The sequence below is a fragment of the Chitinophaga sp. 180180018-3 genome (genome assembly GCF_037893185.1).
Taxonomy (GTDB): domain Bacteria; phylum Bacteroidota; class Bacteroidia; order Chitinophagales; family Chitinophagaceae; genus Chitinophaga.
Map to the genome: position 1 here is coordinate 5,995,476 of NZ_CP140772.1, position 19,400 is coordinate 6,014,875.

17 protein-coding genes and 2 tRNA genes are annotated in these 19,400 nt (G+C 46.5%); 5 read left to right on the plus strand and 14 right to left on the minus strand.

What is annotated here, in order from left to right:
- The first annotated feature begins 369 nt into the window (after window positions 1-369).
- Window positions 370-1,005 (plus strand): helix-turn-helix domain-containing protein, encoded by a 636-nt coding sequence (locus tag UNH61_RS23245; protein WP_326994408.1) that lies wholly within the window; start codon window positions 370-372, stop codon window positions 1,003-1,005.
- A 149-nt stretch (window positions 1,006-1,154) separates the two neighbouring features.
- Window positions 1,155-1,916, plus strand: a complete 762-nt coding sequence (locus UNH61_RS23250; RefSeq protein ID WP_326994409.1) for a murein L,D-transpeptidase catalytic domain family protein — start codon at window positions 1,155-1,157, stop codon at window positions 1,914-1,916.
- A 1-nt stretch (window position 1,917) separates the two neighbouring features.
- On the opposite strand, the gene UNH61_RS23255 is transcribed toward UNH61_RS23250, so the two are convergent.
- From UNH61_RS23255 to UNH61_RS23295, 9 genes are all read right to left on the minus strand, one after another.
- Window positions 1,918-3,486, minus strand: a complete 1,569-nt coding sequence (locus tag UNH61_RS23255) for a L,D-transpeptidase family protein (RefSeq protein ID WP_326994410.1) — start codon at window positions 3,484-3,486, stop codon at window positions 1,918-1,920.
- Between the two features lie 185 nt (window positions 3,487-3,671).
- A complete protein-coding gene (locus UNH61_RS23260) occupies window positions 3,672-4,256 on the minus strand; it encodes a hypothetical protein (protein ID WP_326994411.1) in 585 nt (194 codons plus the stop codon).
- Between the two features lie 230 nt (window positions 4,257-4,486).
- A complete protein-coding gene (locus UNH61_RS23265; protein ID WP_326994412.1) occupies window positions 4,487-7,012 on the minus strand; it encodes a phospholipase C, phosphocholine-specific in 2,526 nt (841 codons plus the stop codon).
- A gap of 79 nt (window positions 7,013-7,091) precedes the next feature.
- The gene (locus tag UNH61_RS23270) at window positions 7,092-7,775 is read right to left on the minus strand and encodes a TMEM175 family protein (protein WP_326994413.1); all 684 of its coding nucleotides are present in this window, start codon (window positions 7,773-7,775) and stop codon (window positions 7,092-7,094) included.
- Between the two features lie 90 nt (window positions 7,776-7,865).
- On the minus strand, window positions 7,866-8,297 hold the full coding sequence (locus tag UNH61_RS23275; protein WP_326994414.1) for a hypothetical protein: 432 nt from the start codon (window positions 8,295-8,297) through the stop codon (window positions 7,866-7,868).
- An 84-nt stretch (window positions 8,298-8,381) separates the two neighbouring features.
- Complete coding sequence (locus UNH61_RS23280) at window positions 8,382-9,515, minus strand: hypothetical protein (RefSeq protein ID WP_326994415.1); 1,134 nt, start codon at window positions 9,513-9,515, stop codon at window positions 8,382-8,384.
- A 64-nt stretch (window positions 9,516-9,579) separates the two neighbouring features.
- Window positions 9,580-11,382, minus strand: a complete 1,803-nt coding sequence (locus tag UNH61_RS23285) for an STN and carboxypeptidase regulatory-like domain-containing protein (RefSeq protein ID WP_326994416.1) — start codon at window positions 11,380-11,382, stop codon at window positions 9,580-9,582.
- A gap of 15 nt (window positions 11,383-11,397) precedes the next feature.
- Window positions 11,398-12,381 (minus strand): FecR domain-containing protein, encoded by a 984-nt coding sequence (locus tag UNH61_RS23290; RefSeq protein WP_326994417.1) that lies wholly within the window; start codon window positions 12,379-12,381, stop codon window positions 11,398-11,400.
- Between the two features lie 10 nt (window positions 12,382-12,391).
- Window positions 12,392-12,967, minus strand: coding sequence for an RNA polymerase sigma-70 factor (locus tag UNH61_RS23295; RefSeq protein ID WP_326994418.1), 576 nt, complete (start codon window positions 12,965-12,967; stop codon window positions 12,392-12,394).
- Window positions 12,968-13,228: 261 nt separating this feature from the next.
- On the opposite strand from UNH61_RS23295, the gene UNH61_RS23300 reads away from it, so the two are divergent.
- Window positions 13,229-13,729: an OmpH family outer membrane protein gene (locus tag UNH61_RS23300; RefSeq protein WP_326994419.1), complete on the plus strand. Its 501-nt coding sequence runs from the start codon at window positions 13,229-13,231 to the stop codon at window positions 13,727-13,729.
- Window positions 13,730-13,866: 137 nt separating this feature from the next.
- Here UNH61_RS23300 and UNH61_RS23305 read toward each other — a convergent pair whose 3' ends face one another.
- On the minus strand, window positions 13,867-14,160 hold the full coding sequence (locus UNH61_RS23305) for an N-acetyltransferase (RefSeq protein WP_326994420.1): 294 nt from the start codon (window positions 14,158-14,160) through the stop codon (window positions 13,867-13,869).
- Between the two features lie 182 nt (window positions 14,161-14,342).
- Window positions 14,343-15,215 (minus strand): SMP-30/gluconolactonase/LRE family protein, encoded by an 873-nt coding sequence (locus UNH61_RS23310; protein WP_326994421.1) that lies wholly within the window; start codon window positions 15,213-15,215, stop codon window positions 14,343-14,345.
- A 117-nt stretch (window positions 15,216-15,332) separates the two neighbouring features.
- On the opposite strand from UNH61_RS23310, the gene UNH61_RS23315 reads away from it, so the two are divergent.
- Entirely contained in the window at window positions 15,333-16,313 is a 981-nt protein-coding gene (locus tag UNH61_RS23315) for a DUF2157 domain-containing protein (protein WP_326994422.1), read from the plus strand.
- Window positions 16,300-17,469: a hypothetical protein gene (locus tag UNH61_RS23320; RefSeq protein ID WP_326994423.1), complete on the plus strand. Its 1,170-nt coding sequence runs from the start codon at window positions 16,300-16,302 to the stop codon at window positions 17,467-17,469. The genes UNH61_RS23315 and UNH61_RS23320 overlap by 14 nt, the downstream gene beginning before the upstream one ends.
- 172 nt (window positions 17,470-17,641) lie before the next feature.
- Here UNH61_RS23320 and UNH61_RS23325 read toward each other — a convergent pair.
- The 3 genes from UNH61_RS23325 to UNH61_RS23335 all read right to left on the minus strand — a co-directional run bounded on the left by UNH61_RS23325 (window position 17,642) and on the right by UNH61_RS23335 (window position 19,268).
- Window positions 17,642-17,714 (minus strand) — tRNA-Gly (locus UNH61_RS23325).
- A 28-nt stretch (window positions 17,715-17,742) separates the two neighbouring features.
- Window positions 17,743-17,815, minus strand: a tRNA-Gly gene (locus tag UNH61_RS23330).
- Window positions 17,816-18,038: 223 nt separating this feature from the next.
- Complete coding sequence (locus UNH61_RS23335) at window positions 18,039-19,268, minus strand: PepSY-associated TM helix domain-containing protein (protein ID WP_326994424.1); 1,230 nt, start codon at window positions 19,266-19,268, stop codon at window positions 18,039-18,041.
- Window positions 19,269-19,400: the final 132 nt, after the last annotated feature.

Consider the following 19,400-nt stretch of genomic DNA (forward strand, 5'->3'; position numbering starts at 1 on the left):
ATCTCACTATGTCATCACATTTTCAGATCTGAAATACGATTCAAAGCTAGCGCTTCCCTTATGCTTTGTATTGTAAAAAAGCGAAATTTTAAAGCCGGATTGTTCTACCTTGCAAGGGTAATACCATGCACAACTCCCAATCTTCTTCCTATGTGGTCCGTTATTATAAAACCGTCCCACCCGCTTCTCAGGCCCTACATATTGGAATACTCATTGCGTAGCATAAGCATTCCCGACGGACAAACCCAGACCATGGTTATGCCCCTGTGGTGTTTAAGCACCATTGATTTTTTCTTGAGCGGATATTGTGGAACTGCGGACCTCAACACCGGACACGAACAACCTTTTTGTCGCTCCGTTATCAGGGGTATGCGCACATCATGCAGTAGCTATCTTTGCTTACGCGGACAGGTAGTTGTATTTAATGTAAAACTGACACCCAATGGTTTACATAGCCTGTTTGCTATACCGGCTTATAAGTTTACCGACAGGGTGATTGATACCGGCTTAATGTGCTCCCCGGTATCATTTACGGCCATCAGCCGGCAACTGGCCGACTGCCATAACATCGACGATTGTGTGGCTGTCATAGAACCTCACCTGTTAAAATTATTACGGAATACAGAAGGGCATGTGCAGTTATCCGGCTCTTCCACACAGATGCTGCACCTGATCAACAGTTCCAAAGTACCTCAAAGGATTTCCAGCTTAAAGAAAGACGTATATATCAGTCAGCGACAACTACAAAACCTGTTTCTGGAAGAAATAGGCACCACACCTAAGCGATATAGCCGGATGGTACGTTTTACCAATATGGTGTATCAGAAAGTGCTCCTGCCCGGGCAGAGCTGGGCCTCATTAGCCTATGAATTTGGTTACTGTGATCAGCGGCACCTGATAGGCGATTTCAGATATTTCCTGGGAATAACTCCCGGACAATTTGTGAGCGATGATTTTCATTGTATTGTGGAAAGCATGCCCGCAAGTTTTTTTCCTTCCCGTTAACAGCTGACAGCTATTTCTTATATGTGAAAATGTTGTTAAAACGATTTTACAAGCGGGCTCATACAGGTTAATTCAGGTCTTTTTCCGCCTGTGATTCAATATCTTCGTGGACTATGCCTTTTCCCTGACTTTAATATAAAAAATGCGGCGTGAATAAGTTCCTGAAGCAAGTGATCAGACCGTTGATATTTGGCACCACAATTGGCCTTTTTGCCTTTTCGATATCGTCTCTGACCGTTGCAGATAAAAGTAAATCAGCTATAGTACCACAGGTTGCCGGAGCGCTTCCATCAGACTCCGTTGAGGAGCCAACCTTATACGAAATATTGCGGCTCGATACCTCCGGCCTTAGCAGAGAGGCTTTCGATGATGCCATGACGGGATATGAATTCCTGCAGAGTAAAGGCAGAATTAAAAATCCCGATGTATTGTCTATTATCGATTACTCATTGCCCAGTAATAAAAAACGTCTTTTTGTAATAGACCTGAAAAACAGGTTGTTGCTATTCAATACACTGGTATCTCATGGCCGTAATTCAGGCAGAGATATTCCCAATACTTTTTCCAACAAGATGAATAGCTTCAAGAGCAGCCTCGGTTTCTATGTTACCGGCGACACTTACAACGGGGAACATGGTTACTCACTGCGACTGGAAGGGGAAGAAGCGGGTATCAACGACAATGCCCTCAGCAGGGGTATCGTGATGCACAGTGCGGAATACGTAAACGAAAATCTGGGTAAAGCACAGGGCTATATTGGCCGCAGCCTGGGTTGCCCCGCCATCCCGGAAAAAATGCATCGCAAAGTGATCGAATGCATCCGGAATGGCTCCTGCCTGTTCTTATACAGTCCGGATAAATATTATTCCCTGCATACCAGGATCCTCACAAAAGATGGACCTGATTCCTGATCTATCTGAACAGCTTTTTCATAAAGGCAGTATCATGGCCGTACACGTCGTTGGCGAAATGGATATTCCCCTGGTCCGCCCACGCCGTGAAGTAAGTAATAATCACCGGTACCGGATACTTCACCGTCACAAACTTTTCTTTGCCACTGTTCATGGCAGTGTCGATCCGTTCAGTTGTCCAGCGGGGCATTCCGTCCAGTACAAAGGTGGCCATCTCTAACGGATCCTTCAGCCGGATGCAACCATGGCTGTAAGCACGGTTATCACGGTCAAACAGGCGTTTCTCCGGCGTATCATGAAAGTAGATATTGTAGCTGTTGGGGAAAAGAAACTTCACCCGGCCTAGGGCATTACGCGGGCCCGGACGCTGCCGGATCACTGGCATTCCATTCCGCTCTCCGCGGATCTCCATATTCTTCGACGACAGATAGTTCTTGTTGCGGCTCATAGCCGGCAATATTTCCCTTTTAATGATACTACGGGGTATATTCCAATGCGGACTAAAAACCACCTGATTCAACATCCCTGAAAACATAGTGGTGCTATGCCCTTCCTTTCCAACCACCACCCGCATGTCGAAAACCCGCTTGTTATTGTCGTTGGCATGCAACATAAAAGCAGGAATATTCACGGTAATCAGCCTGCCTGATGTGGCTGCCGGCATCCATTTCATGCGCTCGGTGTTCAGCAACAGCTTCTTCAGGCGCTCATCTGCCGGTACATTCAATACGTTAACAATACTATCGTTCAACGTGCCATTCTGCGTATACCCGTTATTGTTACGTACAAGATTAACCGCTGTTTCCAGCTCATCAGTGAATAATTCGCTGCTATCACTGTCGTTATACTCATTCGTTATCCTCAGTCTTTCTTTAATAGCCGGTATTGCGGAAGATGACTGCCCTTTCTTCAACACCCTCTTCAACGGAGGTACTGATTCCCATCCTCCCTGTTGCACATATTCCCTGTACTTCTTCAGTGGTTCCTTCATCGCGGCTACTGCCGGGTACAGCTGATTACTGGCAGCCAGCAGGGAATCTGTCAGTACCATCACCGGATAACGATGCGTAGGTACTATATGCTCCAGCTGCCAGATACTCCGGCCGGTTTCTTTAAAAAAATTGATCAACCGGCAGGTAAGCAACAACTCCATACGAATCATCTCCGGATTTTTCGCAGAAATACGCAGACTGTCGTTGTTCATCATCGCATCCAAACGTATATCCACTCCCCTTACCGTAATCGTATCCCTGCCGTAGTTATACAAACTCCTGAACGCCGATGCCTGCTCTGCCGGCCCGTTGCTGCCAAGCCAGGCAAACTCATAGTTCCGGACATTGTAAAAACTCCGTAACCGGTCGGCAATGGTATCATCTATCTGCTGCGCAGTAATGAATTTCTCCATAGCCATACTGTCGAGGAACAAATCATTGTAGGCGATATCTTTGGTAATCCCCTTGTTACGTGGACTGATTTCTCTCCGGTAGGTACTGCCGGGAATAGGCGTGGGCGAATGACAAGCACTGAGAATAAGGCTGATCAGTAATACGGTATAAAGCTGTTGTTTCATGTCCTATAGCTGCAAAGCAAAAGCCGGATATTATAGCGACTTCTGCAATCCGGCAGCTCCGGTTTTTTGTTGCGCTGGCGTAACAAATTGTGCATATTGATCAACAATAGAAAAGAACCTGCGACAGTACTGCGTAATATGTCGACAGGCTCTTTCCGGATATCTTTCTTTGGGGTTCCGACCCGCTAATCGTTCAGTCCCAGGTATTTCCTGACCGACTGGTAGTCTTTCCAGTTAACACTGCTACTGCTGCCGCGGGCTGCTACTCCACCCGGAACCAGCACATAACGGTACTGCCAGATTTTGGCTCCCGCTGAAGTGGTTCCCGTACTGGCGTCCAGGTTAGAAGCCAGATAAATCTTACCGGCTGCCGATACAAAGTTAATAAACACCTGCGCATCTACATAGGGCAATGGCGTAATTGCTGGTTGCGCTGCAGTATTCAGGTTGAAATATACGTTTACAATACCATTGCTGAGTATTGTACTCGTCAACTTGGGCGCACTGATAACCGCCTCAAAACCGATAGGACGGTTAGCTGTATCCCTCGTAGTATCATACTTCACATCCAGCCAGGCAGAGTAGATAACATTGGCGGCGCCTGTATCGCCTTTGGGACCGGCCGGACCAGCGGGACCAGCGGCGCCTGCAGCCCCGGCCGGACCAGTAGGACCAGCAGGGCCCTGGGCTCCATTCTTGGAGCAGGCAATAGTAAATACAATAAATGCTAATACGAGAAAACTCGAGAGGTGACGGGAGATGACTTTCATAAATAAGGATTTTGGATGATTTAATATTTAAAGATTTGAGGTATTAGTTCAAGGTTGTCTGGAGCACTATATCAATATACAAAATCTTTGGGGGAAAGGTTCAACTTTTGGAATTAAGAATGGAGAATAGGGAATTAAGAAACAGCGCGAAGAACTTAGCGATTTATCACTATTCGCTAAGTTCTTCGCGCTGTTTCTTAATTCCCTATTCTCTATTCTTAATTCTTCCCCTACGCCATCGCCGGATCACTCACTCCATCCATCCCGGTTTCTACCCTGCCGGCATAACGTTGTTCAAATTGTTTACTACCATTTATTTTTAGGGAGAAGTCGTACCAATGGTGGCTCTTCGACAAGTCTATCACCAGGGTAGCCGTTGTTCCGGGTGCTACGGTCTTTTGTATAGCGCCTTTCCCATAGGCTTTGTCAGTGATGGTGAAGGCAGCAGCACCAGCTCCCCGGTTAATCAGTTTCAGCGCTATATTACCGGTTAATTTCCTGCCGGTATTGCGCTGATAGGTGCACTGTACTTCGACCTGTGGATCATTGGTATCTCCCGCAAACTCCCGGTAAAAACCATTAGGTCCGTATACCCGGAGGTGATAGTGTTCGTTTTCGAAAGATGACAAAGGCCAGGTATCTTTCAGCTGGTCGTTCGCCTTCACCGCGTACGACCAGGTGCGCACCGGTTCCATCGTATTGGTATCCTGCTGCAGGTATTTCCCCGGCGCATATACGTTGAACGGCGCCCCCAATGCCTTTTTCCCAAAGACGCTGTTGGCCGCTTCGAAACTGATTTCGAACGTTTTTTTATCTGCCGCCAGCTTACCGGATACATACAGTTCATAGGGCAGCGCATTCGACAGTCTCGTTCCTTTTTCCTGACGCGGCATCCACTCTGCCTGTACAGGGTTGGCATTAATCTTTGCTATTTCCTCCGCCGTCAGCAGTTTGAATTCATCCGGAAGCTTCTTAAACTGTGCATTGTAGATATTTTCGATCACCTCATTACGCTCCAGGAAAGGCATTGCTACTTTTTCCCCATTGAATGGCCGGAAAACAGAACTCAGATCACCGGATACCGTTCTGCGCCAGGATGAGATATTCGTTTCTTTGATTGCTTTGCCGGTTTTATGTTGAAGGAAATGCTCCATGAACTGCAATATCGATGTGTGATCGAATACCTGCGAATTAACATATCCTCCCCGGCTCCAGGGCGATGCAATCACCAATGGTACCCTGAATCCCAGCCCGATAGGGCTCTCCCGGATATCGTCAGGCGTGAGGTATTTCTTTTTCTGTTCCTCTTCGCGGGTCACATACTCCAGCCCTGTATCTATCCCTTCAGAAACTTTACCTGTGCCCGGTTTATGAGGTGCTGTAAACGGTGGTACGTGATCAAAGTATCCGTCATTTTCATCGTAACAGAGGATGAAAATGGTTTTCTTCCATACTTCCGTCTGTTTTGTCAGGATGTCCAATACCTCGGATACATACCAGGCTCCATACCACGGCGACCCGGGGTGATCCGAGAACTCTCCCGGCGCTACCAGCCAGGAAACGGTGGGGAGCTTTCCTTCATTCACATCTTTACGGAACTGATAAAGGATATCGCCTTTAGGCACCTGTACGGTTCTTTCGGTACCACCATCTTTATAGGTCAGCGTTTCCAGTTCATGATAACCTGGGTCGCTGATGTTAGTGGTAAATGCTTTGTTATGCAGTTGTTGCTCCCGCTGCGATAGCTTCACGAAGTTGGCCGCTGTAAATTTCTCTGCATCTGATGTTATCCGTTCCAGTTCTGCTTTCTGCTGAGCCAGTTTCTTTTTCAGTTTTTCGGTATCGGCTGTTCCTGCTGCTGTAATTTTGCTTTCCAGTTCCCTGATTTCATCAGGGAGTTGTTTCAGCCTGCGCTGCAGGTACTTGATATGCCCTGTGGCAAAACGTACATTAAATGCAGCAAACCACTCGATCGGGTTATCCGTGAAATTAGCCAGCATGCCGTCTTTCTCTCCTTCAAGACCGGCGGCGCTGATCTCATTCTGATATATTTTCCAGGAAATACCATTGTCTTCCAGGCGCTCGGGAAAGGTTGTCCAATGTGCTTCTGCCCCATAATCCACATCTTCATTATAAACATTCGCTTTGGAATCCGCCTTTTGCTCATCTCTCAATGTGCCCGTCCACAGGTAAAGCCGGTTAGGTGTAGTGCCTGTCAGGGAAGAACAAAAGTTCTGATCACATACTGTAAAGGCATCTGCCAGGTCATAATAAAAAGGAATATCCTGCCGGTTGTAATATCCCAGTGTGAGCGGCATAGGCGCCCATTCTTTGTTGCCGGATTTCTTCACCAGCAACCATTTGTCGTAGCGGCCATTATTGCGCGCATCTACCTGGTTACCCCACGAATGCGGCAGGCTGCTCATCCAGGTGGCTTTGGTATCTTTTATATTCAAACGGAAAGGTGCAAAAGTTTCATTTTTTTCATTGCTCTGCAGCCATACCAGGTTCCTGTTGGGCAGCTGGATGGCCCGGGGATCATTATATCCTCTCACACCTCTCAGGGTTCCATAACAGTGATCAAACGAACGATTCTCCTGCATCAGGATCACGATATGCTCTGCATCCAGGAAAGTACTGCCAGGCTTGGGATCTATGGCCATTGCCCGCTGAATGGAAGCTGGCAGCGCACTAAACACACCCGCAGCCCCCGATAGCAGGGCTGCTTTCTTGATAAAATCTCTTCTGTTATCCATTATTATTTGAAATTTTCATGTACACTGTAAGGGATATTCATGAAGCGGGAAAATAATAAAAAATAACAGGTATGCATAACTAACTGTGAGGAGTGGAGGTTATATTATCATTATGCTTCCCCCCAAACAATTTGCGGATAAGCATTGTCAGGCCAAGTGCATAATTCAGTTGTATCAGGAAAATAAAACCGACTCCCGCCAGCGGATATATCACTCCTGCTACAGCACCACTGGCATATAGCAACTGCGCGGTCACAATACGGCGCAATATCGCCTTATTCAGGTGCGCACCCTCTTCTCCCGTCACCGTCACAAACCCGCTGCCATAAGCACATACCCAGTGGATATATAACAATGTCCCCAATACCAGGATGTTCAGCCAGTACAATACAATAGCCACCCATGAATTTATATGCTCACTCAGGAACGCAGTTGTAAACGGTACCAACGACACAAAAGCCAGAAAGAAAATCGATACCCAGGTTAATCTCCGTTCAGATTTCTCAATAAAAGCCAATTGCGACGACTGTCCCACCCAAAAGATCCCCATGGTCATAAAACCAATGAAATAGGTCAGGATCTTAGGGCCCATAGCTGCCAGCGCCTGCAATAATTCTTTATCCGAATGCAACGCGTCGCTCACCGGAACTTTCAGATCAAGTACCAGCAACGTCATCGCAATGGCAAATACGCCGTCGCTCAATGCCTCTGTACGTTGTATACGCTGACCAGCCACCTGGTTGTATTCTATTTTTTTGCTCATACGGGGGGTTTTATTACAAACATAACAAAAAAGGCTTCCGTTTGCACAGAAGCCCTTTGATATATATGTTGAGAAATGGTAAAGTGTGAATTACCTTTGTACAGAAGGAGTGATAACGATTTTCACCCTGACTCTGGTAGCTGGCTTTGCCGATCTGTTCCCATCAACACCCTTTATATCCACTTCTACTGCCGCGTCATTGTGAATAATAAAATATGATTGTCCTCCATATACCTGCGGCAAAAGTTCAAATGAAAACGGGTTGGGTTCCTGAGTAGAATTGGCAGGGAATCTGGCTATTGATACTACCACCGCATCCGTCTGGTAAATTCCCTTCAATTCGGGCGTCGCGATGGAATAAAAGTACAGATCGTTTGTTGCATCGTATCCCCAGTCTCCAGGATTAATATCATACAGGATCGTGGTGCTGGGGATTACTGTTTCCGTATATTTCTTGGTACATCCCGGTAAAATAAAACCTGCTACCAGGAATAACAGCGGTAAGTAGATCCATCTTTTCATATAAATAACCTTTTTTGTTATTATTTTTTTACCAAATACGATGCCAGAAAAAGCCGCCTGCTACCAACTGTCAGCGGATAGCAGCTAGAAACTAAACGCGACTCCCGCTTCTCCCCCAATATAACCAGCTCTGAAGCGGTCGTGATCCGCGTTCCTCGTCCAGATATAATTCTTCCTCAGGTCTTCGCCTAACCCACCTTTCGTTTGCAGATAATTAAAGGTTGGTCCGGCATATACTTCCATCCGGTGAGCAAAACGCCAGGCGGGAAAAATTCCCAACGTCTGACGGTGATAGTCGGCGGTTTTAAAATCAGTCAACATGGTGCTCGTGGCCTCTGCATTGATCCTGAATTGCGGGAGCAGCTGCAGGTGCCAGCCTATACCCGCCTTCGCGGCGTACAGCGGCGAAAAGTCGCTGTTCTTTAAATTGTAGCCAAATCCGATAATACCGTACAATGCGCGTCCTCCCGACTTGAAAGCCGCAATCATCGTAGCCGTTTCGTCGATGCTCACACTAACCTGTTTTTCTCCTCCTTTTATAATATTGATTATCCCGATAGGATATTCGCTGCTGTCCGCGATATTGATAAAACCAGCCACCTGAGCTCCTTTCACTTTCTTCGCAATGTTGATAAAACCTCCTACCTGTGTACCTGCGTCTGTTGCCTTATTCATAAAACCTGCTACCTGTACCCCGGCACTCTTTTCTACCATGTTGCCAAAACCTGCCAGCTGCAGTTTGTCATTGCTCCGCGCGATATTCAGGAACCCTGCCAACTGAGCGCCTTCTACATGCTGGCTCACCATATTGCCAAAGCCTGCCACCTGGCATCCTCTGAAGCTTTCATCCATATTGAGAAAACCCGCTATCTGCGCGCCTTCTCCGCGTTTCCGCACCTTATTCATGAAACCCGCTATGGTAGCACTTTTCTGCGTGCTTCCAATATGATTCGAGAAAGAAGCTACCTGCACACCGGTCGCATTTTCTTTTATAATATTCGATATACCGGAAACGGCTACACCGGTTTCTGCTTTAGAAACACCGGCTATTACGTGAAGAGAGAAATGATTAGTATAGGCTGCTGCATTCTTTCCATTACTGCTCAACGGGTAAACCAACCCGATGTGCGCCGGGCTTGTTTGCGCAAAAGACGCCACACGGGCCATAAACAAACAAACTAAAACAAAGACCAGACGGGTAATAAAATGTGTTCTCATGTGTTGATGATTAAGTACAGTATATCGACACGTTGAGAAGATACTACCCCTATGGGAATGAAAATTAAAAAAGACTGATACCCACCTGCCAGCCCAACCAGGACCTGGAATCATCACTCCGCCAGAACGACGGATAGTGTGCCCCGAGGTCGGGCGAACGGTAACCCGGCAATGCTGTTATACTGTTATTGGAAGAAAATGCCAGCGAAGGCCCTGCAAATACCCGGATCCATTTCGCGACCTGCACCTGCAGGGAAGGCTGCAACCGGAATACCTGTACATCGCGGTCCCATTTGCCCAGGAAAACATTCTCTACGGTGAATTCCCCTGTTAAAGAAAGCCTTTTATTGAAAGTGATTTCTTTTCCTATACCATAGCCGAGCGACCATGATTTATTATCCGCATCCGGACTGATTCCTCCCGTTACAATGCTGTACAGTTCCTTGCGGCCTGCTTTCCAGGCAAGATTGAATGGCATCACATCTGTACTGAACAACACCACTTTTTTATATCCTCTGCGCACAATATTGATGATGCCGATGCTGTAGCCGGTCACGGTGTCGGCCACATTAATAAGTCCAATCTGTATACCATCTACCCGTTTTGCATAGTTAAAGAGAGTGGCTACCTGTACTCCTTTCATCGTTCCCCCGTTCACGTTAGCAACACCGGCTGCCTGTAATCCGCGCAGGGTGTTTTTGTTGACATTCAACGCCCCGCTCAGCTGTGCCCCGTCAGTATTTCCACCGGTCCACGTCAGCACACCTCCTACCTGCCAGCCATCCACATTACCGCGAACGATATCTACCGCACCGGACACCTGTACACCTTCCAGGTTTTTATAAACCTGCCCCACCGCTCCGGTGACCTGTACTCCTTCCAGGCTGCCTTCGGTAATATTGCTGAAACCCGCCACCTGCACTCCTTTCATGGAGTCGATCACATTGTTATGAAAACCCGCCAGCTGTACGCCTCTCGTTTTTCCTCCCACAATGTTAAAAACTCCTGCCACCTGTACATACTGAACATCACCTTTCACGATATTGAAGACATGTCCTATTTCCAAACCATCCACTCCTCCTGCATAGCCACCTACCACGTTGTACGAAAACTTGTTCACCACCTGTCCGCTCATCCGGCCATGCGATCCCAAACCTGGTGTCAGGGATATCTGGTATGGTTTGTCTGCAAAGAAACCTCCGATGTTCATACTGGTGAGCTTTTGCCGCGATGAAAGGAACATCTTTCCAAACCATCTCTTTTCCACCCCTGCTGTAATATCCACCGTTTTCAGCTGATAAGTGGCGGGAGAAATACTGATGTCAATCTCCTGATCCTTCCCCGTAGTCAGCATCACTGATGTATCAGCATACAGGTCTTTACTAACGCTGATGGCTGCGGCGGGATATTTATCCCTCAACCGCAGCCTGAAATAGCCATCGCTGTTTGTTAATGTGGAAATGAGTTGCGTTCGTTCATACACGCTGGCATTGGCCAACCGCTGCCCGGTATGCTTGTCCGTGACGACCCCGCTGATCTGGTAATAACTCTGTACATTCGATCGCCGCAGGATGATAATGTAATTTCCGGATTCTTTATACACATAATCAGATGTGAACAACATATCCAGTACCTGTTTTACCGTTTTATTTTTTACCGAGATGCTCACAATACTGTCCTGCGGAATTACCGTACTGAGATAAGAGAAATAAAAATTGCCCTGTTTACTGATGCTGTTCAACACCTGCGACAATGGCTGCCGCCTTGCATCCAGGCTAACTGTTTTATTTAACAGATTTTGTGCAGTAGCTGGTAACGTTAAAGAGCATACGAAAATAAAAATAAGCAATGGCCTGGGCAGTAACATACAGAGCAGTAACTATTATTTCAAAATTATTTGTGATCCGTTTTTTTCTATCGTCACCTCATAAGTGAGCGCTATAACTTTCAGGGTACTGTCGAGCGATCCCCTGGTAAAAGTGGCATTCAGCTGTACATTCCTTTTCTCAGGATTGGCGATCGTGATATTCACGCCATATGCTTCATTCAGGATATCGACCAGCTGCCAGAGTGGTGTATTGGTGCAAACGAACGATTGTGTACGGTAGTAGTTATACAGCTCATCGGTATTGCTTTGTTTAACAGGCGCCGACTGATCATCCGCCACTACTGCTTTTTCATGCTGCTTCAGCTGTACGCTGTTATTGTTCTTTGAAACCTCTACGGCGCCTGATTCCACGATTACTTCCGTTTTTCCTTTACTGTTCTTCACATTAAAGGATGTACCCAGTACGGTTACGCTAACATCATTGATCTTTATTACAAAAGGCTTTCCCGGATCGCTGGCCACATTGAAAAAGGCTTCCCCTGCGAGCTTTACGTTCCTTTGTTTACCCGTTCCGGAATACTCCAGGCTCGATTGTTTATTCAGCACCACCATAGATCCGTCTGGCAATGTATCCTGCCTGATCTGTGCACCGGTGCTAACAATCATAGGCGGCGTATGGGATTGCCGGCTCAGCATATACCAGGCTCCGGTAATGCCCAGTGCTATTATCAATACTGCAGCGATACGTTTTATCCCCAGCCAGGGCGAACGGGTATCCAGCTTTACTACCCGCGCCGTTTGCCGGTCGTTGCCTACCCGCTGTTGAAAACGCGCCCAGGCTTCATTTTCATCCACTGTGCTTACAGCTTCGAGCTTCTTGCTCTCTTCCCAGATCAGGCGAAAATGTTCAAAATAACGCCGGTGATCTTCCTGCCCGGCCAGCCATTCTTCCACTGCCACCTGCTCTTCGGGTGTGGTAATATGCAGCAGATGCTTCACCAGTAAATCGTCGTTTATATGATCGGATTGTTTTTTCACTTATGCATATTTACAGGTGGAGCAAAATTAATAACAAGGGCAGAAAATCGACCAGATTGAGCCTTAGCAGCCGCAATGCTTTGCCCATCTGGTTTTCCACAGTTTTTACAGAGATATTCAGCCGGTCGGCTATTTCCTGATATTTTAATTCTTCAAAGCGGCTTAATTGAAACACGGTACGGCATTTCTCCGGCAATGCCATCAAAGCCGCTGCCAGCTTCTCTTCCAGCTCTCGTAGCATTACTTTCCCGGAAGTATTCCCTGAACCGGGATCGCTCCCCATCTGGTATTTCGTGTGGGCCTGGTGGGCAGCCTTCACCTTCTGATGTCTGAGGTAATTAATACATTCGTGATAAACGGCCCGGTAGAGGTAACCGGACACTGACTGCCTGATCTTTATATCCCCGGATTTTTCCCACAATTTGCAAAACACGTTCTGCACCATTTCTTCCGCCATTATTTCATCTTTTAACAACGTACATGCATAGGCATGCAAGCCCTTAAACTGAGTTTTAAAAACTTGTTCAAATGTTAAAGAGTTTTCCAATTCCGGTACTGCAGTGTTACCCGGATTTATAAATTCCATGCTCAGGGTTTGATATCTAACGTCAAATATAATTCCTTCTGCCAATTGAACTGATTTATTATAACGACACCATACGCTCATCTTACCCCTATGCCCGGGAAAAAAAAGCGTCTTAGCCAAATACAGCGAAGGTTGTCACATATTAAATAATTACCTTCTATATATTATAATTATCTAGCAACCACAGCTTTTAACATTCTCTTATAGATGTCTTAAAGAATATTTCACAATCAGACTATTATTATTGTGGAAATTATCCCAATGAAATCTATCTGTACACTTTGTATTTTATTATTCGGCAGCACTGCCATTTTCGCTCAGTCAAAAACTGGTTATATCAATTTTCAGCAATTAATCGCTGCCATGCCTGAAAGCAAACAAGCGGGTGATACACTAAACATTTTACAGGAAAGATTAAGTAAAGATGGTCAGCAACTGGTTACCGAATATACCAGGAAGGTGAATGAATTTGATAGTCTGCAGAAGAAGTTAAATCCGGCTATGCTGGAAGTGAAGGTATCGGAACTTAAGAGCCTGCAGGCCAATCTGCAGAAATACAAAGAAATGTCGGAACAGACCATTTCCGAAAAAGAACAACAATTGCTTGCTCCTATCTTAGATAAAGCTAAAAAGGTTTTAAAGGCGGTAGCTAACGAGAAAGGCTACACGCTTGTGATTGATAACTCCAGAGATGCGGTACTTGTGTCCGCAGAAACCGACGATCTGATGCCGGCAGTGAAAGCGAAGATGGGTATCAGGTAGAAAAGGCATTTGCATATTTAGTTATTTAGTTATCATGCTGAAACGGGTATCTGATGCGTTCTTCCGCCATTCTTACTGCTGACGATACCTGCGACAGCTGATAATTAAATAACTAAATATCAAATGCAAATAAAGAACTAGATATGTAAACCATGTGCCAGCAAGGTTTTCCACTTGGGATTGCTGCGAACATAATCCGCCACCTTCTTGCTGGATGGCACCAAACGGATATTCTGTGCGGAAATTTCCTCCATCACTTTACCCAACATCACAGGTAATACGCCCTGTTTTTCCAGCACCGGTGGCACTTCTGCCCCAGTCAGGAAAATGCGGGTTCCGTTTCTCTCATAAATTACTTTAGCCATCTGTCCGGCAATATGTGCTTCAAACTGCCTGGCTTCTTTGTTGTCGATGATTTTAAAATCCTTCATGATCATAGTTATTTTTACATCACGTTTCTCTGCGGTAGCATACTAAGGGAAAGTGTCTTATGCTAAGGGAAGTGTAATAAGATAGTATAACTGGTATTAAAATACCCTATAAAAGTCTAATCCGGCTGCAAATATACGAAGAATATAGCAGAAAACCGTGGAACAGTGATATGTTAGGATAATTAATACTTAAAATAATTGACTGGCAGCCCTTTAACAGGCAATTTAACGTGAAACACACTGCCACTCGCAGGATACAACTGCAGGTCAGTTTCACTCATGTGCTCCCTTGCTGTGGTAATCAGCAGCTCATCCATATCGGGCCCTCCGAAAGCACAGGAAGATACGTGCCCTGCCGGCATATCTATCATCGCCTGCAACTGACCACTGACCGGATCCCAGCAATAAACCCCGAAACCTCCCCAATGGGCGATCCACAACATACCATTCACATCAGCAGCCATACCATCCGGACAGCCCAGTTCGGGCGGTATCCGTATGGCCACCCGGGTAAAGGAGATATTCCCCGTGGCAGCATCATAACTAAACTCCTGCACAGTACCCGTATGCGTGTCATTATAGTACATTTTGTTGCCAAGCCAAACGAGCCCATTTGAAATGGTTACTCCCGGCAATTTGGCCACTGGCGCCTCTTCCCCCGTTATACAGTATAAAGTGCCGGTTCCTTCTTCGGCAGGCATCTGCATAGTGCCTATCCACAACCTGCCGGCGGGATCACATTTGCCATCATTACAACGTACATCCGCACGCTGGTTCAGCATAGCGATACGTGGCCCCATGCCTTCTTCGGGTGTAAAAAAAGCTATCCCGTCCTGCAAACCTGCCACCAGTGCCCTGCCCCCCTCAACCGGTACCAGCGTAGACACATAAGATCCTGCATCAAACTGTTGCTGGTGCCCATTCAGATCGCGCATATAAATAGTGTGGCCCAATATATCCACCCAGCACCAGCTGTTGCGCTCCTTCCACCACAGAGCGCCCTCTCCCAGCTCGCATTCCAGTCCGCTTAATAATTCCGGTCGGTAAAATTGCATAATCAGATAATTGTTACTACAGCTGCTTCATTGCAGTAGCACAATATATACTTTTGCCGGCTGATATCGTATATTGCGGGTTATTAGGATTGTAAATTTCTGTTCTTAACTCCATCTATGAACAAAGGGATATTTGAGAAACTCCATGCTGAAGGACTCATGGACGAAAAAGAATTGTTAGCCGTACGATCAACTGCTGAACAGCAACTGTTCTCTGTGCACTGGGAAATAAAAACAATGCTATATCTGGGTGTGCTGCTCCTCAGCGGAGGTTTGGGCATCCTGATATATAAGAACATTGATACCATCGGCCACCAGGTGATCCTCCTGCTCATCGGTGTTATCTGCGCGGGCTGCTTTGCCTACTGTATCCGGCAAAAAGCGCCTTTTTCCTGGCAGAAAGTGGAATCGCCGAATGCTTTCGCCGATTATGCGTTGCTGTTAGGTTGCCTTACCTTCGTTACGTTTATCGGCTACCTGCAATTTCAGTATACTGCATTCGGAACTGCGTATGGACTGGCCACCTTTATTCCCCTGACTGCGCTCACACTCAGCGCTTATTATTTCGATCACCTGGGGGTGTTATCGATGGCCATTACCAACCTCGCTGCCTGGCTGGGTATTTCTCTTACACCGTTGCAAATTCTCTCTGCCAATCATTTCGGCGACGACCACGTCATTTACACCGGCCTGCTGCTCGGCGTATTTCTGCTGGCCGTGGCAGCTATATCTAATCGCACGAATCTGAAAAAACACTTTGCATTTACTTACCAGAACTTCGGTACACATATCCTTTTCATCGCGCTTACCGCTGCCATGTGGTCTATGGATGATACCTGGTTTGTATGGTTCCTGCTGATGATGATAGCCGGGGCCTGGGTATTCTCACAGGCTTTCAAAGAACATTCTTTCTACTTTGTGATGATCACGGTGCTTTACTGTTATGTTGGTATAAGTACTGCCGTAGTTCGTCTGCTTTCGATGTCGCACAACGACGACGGCATCTACGTTGGCCTGCTGTACCTGATAGGATCCGCTGTGGGCGTTATTTTACTATTGATTAACCTCAACAAAAAAATCAAAAATGCTGGCATATAACTCGCAAACACTGGACAATCTTGAGATCAGGGAAGAAGCGGAAAAAGCGTTGCGGAAAAACTGTATCAGCGTGGATACCTACAAGGCCATCACTACTGCGCATCCGGTGAATTTGTATACGCCTAATCCAATGATCAGGGTAGGATTGTTTATACTAACGTGCATCATTGTATGTTTTTCTCTTGGCCTGCTTACATTGATGATGTTAGGCATGGTGAAGAATGAGCGTAATATCTCCGGGATCGGCATTTTCGCTGGTTTGCTTTGCTATGGGGCATTAGAGCTGTTTGTAAGAGCGAAGAACCTGTTTCGTGCCGGCGTGGATGATGCCCTTCTCTGGTCGGCTCTTTTATTGCTTTGTGTCAGTATAGGCTTCGCAGGATTGAATGACAACAAGGTTTATCCGCTCGTTGTCTTCCTTATCACGCTAACGGCTACACTCCGTTTTGCTGATATGATGGTGGCAGGCGTATCCTATCTTGCACTCCTTTCTGCTATCTTCTATCAGACCGTTCTCCTCGGCAACGGGGGCAAAATAGTAGTCCCGTTTATCATGATCAGCATATCTCTGGGTATTTATGTACTTGTAAGAAGATGGATGAAAAACAAGGTTTTCCGACACTATCAAAACTGCCTGACGGTTGTATCTGTGCTGTCTTTGGCAACACTATACCTGGCAGGCAACTACTATGTTGTAAGAGAATTAAGTAACATGCTGTTCGACCTGGAACATGTTGAGGATCCGGGTATCCCCGGAGGCTGGTTCTTCTGGATATGGACCACTGTTGTTCCGCTGATATATATAGCACTCGGCATCCGCAGTAAAGACGCTATATTGTTGCGCACCGGCATGATACTAATTGCCGCGATCGTATTCACGGTTCGTTACTATCATCATATCATGCCGCTGGAAACCGCTATGGTAGTGGGCGGGCTTCTGCTCACTGCAGGTGCCTGGGCATTGATACGTTACCTGAAAACACCACGCAACGGTTTTACTTATGCTGCTCCCGAAGATCCTTCACTGGCAGATAAACTGAAAATAGAATCACTGGTCATTGCCCAAACCTATACCCCTGGCTCTACGGGCCCTGTTACAAATACTCAGTTCGGCGGTGGTAGCGGAGGAGGCGGTGGTGCGAGTGGAGAATATTGAGAAAGAATTACGAATTAGGAATTACGAATTACGAAATGCATAGGAGATGTAAGCGAGTAGGTGTATAATTCGCTTACATCTCCTATGCATTTCGTAATTCCTAATTCGTAATTCTTTTCTACAGTCATTTCCGGAAACAAAAAAGCCTGACCGTTAAACGATCAGGCTTGTGAGCGGAAGACCGGGCTCGAACCGGCCACCCCGACCTTGGCAAGGTCGTGCTCTACCAAATGAGCTACTTCCGCAGGTGTTAAGAACTTATAATAAAATTAGAGCGGAAGACCGGGCTCGAACCGGCCACCCCGACCTTGGCAAGGTCGTGCTCTACCAAATGAGCTACTTCCGCGGGTGTTAAGAACTTCTTATTTAAGAACTTTTCCCTTGATAACTGCACCAGCTTGTTTCTTTGCCCCGTGCCGTTTTCGTTGGGATTGCAAAGATAGGAAACGGACTGATAACACAAAATTTTTTTTCGATTTTCCCAGGATTTTTTTTCTTGGTGGAGGCAGCAACAACTGGCTGAGACACAATACGGTAGTTCATTTCAACAAGAAAATAAGTAATATTTTTTATTTACAATGTTCCGGTTGCACCGTTTCCCGAATCATTACGGGCTTTCTGGAAGGCTTATTCCGTTTATTCCACCATACATAGAATCCCGTTACCGGAAGAGATGCACAGATCAAACCTGCGAAAAATACCAGGATCTTCCCGGCTAATCCGCCAATGGCCCCCACATGGATATCGTAGTTCATCTCCAACAACTTCTCTCCCCTGTTCTTATGCGTGTCGTTACGGCGCCCCAGCAATTTGGCTGAATATTGGTCGAATTGCAGCTCATCCGCTCCGTAATAGGTTTCCGCTCCTTTATATCCACCAATACGATGGACTCCGTTCTCTGTTGCAGCCGGATAAATGAAGATCCGTTTAGCGCCTTTCAGCAGCACTCTTGCCTGCTCAAACGACTTATCCAGCGGATCGCCGGTTAGTAGTACCTGCTGCTTAACAGACTCCTGCTGATCGCGCGCAGGCGGTGTTACGCTACCGGAAGCGACCACATATACAGTGGCCTGAAACCATTTAAATGCCCATACCATTCCGGTAAGTGCAATCACGAGGGCTATCATCATAGCGTAAAAGCCCAGTACATTGTGGAGATCGTAGTTCACCCGTTTGCCTCCGGCCTTCCATTTGATCTTAAAGCTCTTTTCCCGGGTGCTTTTATTCCATTTCTTAGGCCACCACATAATCAGCCCGGTAATCAGCAGGATAACGAATATAAAGGTGGCCCATCCTACGATTGGCTGTCCGTATGGGGTATTCAGCAACAGGCTCCAGTGGAGGGATTTTACGATGAGGAAGAAATTATGTTTATAGTCAATCACGCCCGTCACGTTGCCGGTGTAAGGGTTGATCACAACCGTCTCATAGTATTCTACGGCTCCAAAATAGGTCAGCGCGGTATCATTGCCTTTATAGGCCATAAACTCCCAGGCCCGGTCCGGAGCAGTATAGGTGGTAATATTTCTGATGTGTTTAGCAGGTCCCAGTACCGCTTCTGCTTTCTTCTTCAGTTCGCTCACCGGCAATAGCGGTGTTGTGGCAGGGGTTATGAACAGGGTCTTTCGGTAGTAATAGTCGTTCACTTCTTTCTGGAATACAAACAGGCACCCTGTAATGCTGACGATCAGCACAATGGCGCCCGCCCCCAGCCCAAGCCAGAGGTGCAGTTTTGCTACAACAGTCTTGAAGAGCGACTGATGCCGCTTCTTTTTTAGCTTATCCGTTCTTTTAAACATATTTCCGCTGCTACCGGCCATTGTTTACCGGTATGACAAAAGTCAGGGCAAAAAGGAAAACATACCAATCGGATCGGGAATTTTATTTACGCAACAGGGAAAAAGCGGGCAAAAAAAAACCTTCACCGGTTT

Excerpts from the sequence above, each read along its gene's own strand:
- UNH61_RS23245 (WP_326994408.1), top strand. The coding sequence starts at position 370 with ATGCGCACATCATGCAGTAGCTATCTTTGCTTACGCGGACAGGTAGTT.
- UNH61_RS23255 (WP_326994410.1), bottom strand. The coding sequence starts at position 3,486 with ATGAAACAACAGCTTTATACCGTATTACTGATCAGCCTTATTCTCAGT.
- UNH61_RS23260 (WP_326994411.1), bottom strand. The coding sequence starts at position 4,256 with ATGAAAGTCATCTCCCGTCACCTCTCGAGTTTTCTCGTATTAGCATTT.
- UNH61_RS23265 (WP_326994412.1), bottom strand. The coding sequence starts at position 7,012 with ATGGATAACAGAAGAGATTTTATCAAGAAAGCAGCCCTGCTATCGGGG.
- UNH61_RS23270 (WP_326994413.1), bottom strand. The coding sequence starts at position 7,775 with ATGAGCAAAAAAATAGAATACAACCAGGTGGCTGGTCAGCGTATACAA.
- UNH61_RS23275 (WP_326994414.1), bottom strand. The coding sequence starts at position 8,297 with ATGAAAAGATGGATCTACTTACCGCTGTTATTCCTGGTAGCAGGTTTT.
- UNH61_RS23280 (WP_326994415.1), bottom strand. The coding sequence starts at position 9,515 with ATGAGAACACATTTTATTACCCGTCTGGTCTTTGTTTTAGTTTGTTTG.
- UNH61_RS23285 (WP_326994416.1), bottom strand. The coding sequence starts at position 11,382 with ATGTTACTGCCCAGGCCATTGCTTATTTTTATTTTCGTATGCTCTTTA.
- UNH61_RS23295 (WP_326994418.1), bottom strand. The coding sequence starts at position 12,967 with ATGGAATTTATAAATCCGGGTAACACTGCAGTACCGGAATTGGAAAAC.
- UNH61_RS23300 (WP_326994419.1), top strand. The coding sequence starts at position 13,229 with ATGAAATCTATCTGTACACTTTGTATTTTATTATTCGGCAGCACTGCC.
- UNH61_RS23305 (WP_326994420.1), bottom strand. The coding sequence starts at position 14,160 with ATGAAGGATTTTAAAATCATCGACAACAAAGAAGCCAGGCAGTTTGAA.
- UNH61_RS23310 (WP_326994421.1), bottom strand. The coding sequence starts at position 15,215 with ATGCAATTTTACCGACCGGAATTATTAAGCGGACTGGAATGCGAGCTG.
- UNH61_RS23315 (WP_326994422.1), top strand. The coding sequence starts at position 15,333 with ATGAACAAAGGGATATTTGAGAAACTCCATGCTGAAGGACTCATGGAC.
- UNH61_RS23320 (WP_326994423.1), top strand. The coding sequence starts at position 16,300 with ATGCTGGCATATAACTCGCAAACACTGGACAATCTTGAGATCAGGGAA.
- UNH61_RS23335 (WP_326994424.1), bottom strand. The coding sequence starts at position 19,268 with ATGTTTAAAAGAACGGATAAGCTAAAAAAGAAGCGGCATCAGTCGCTC.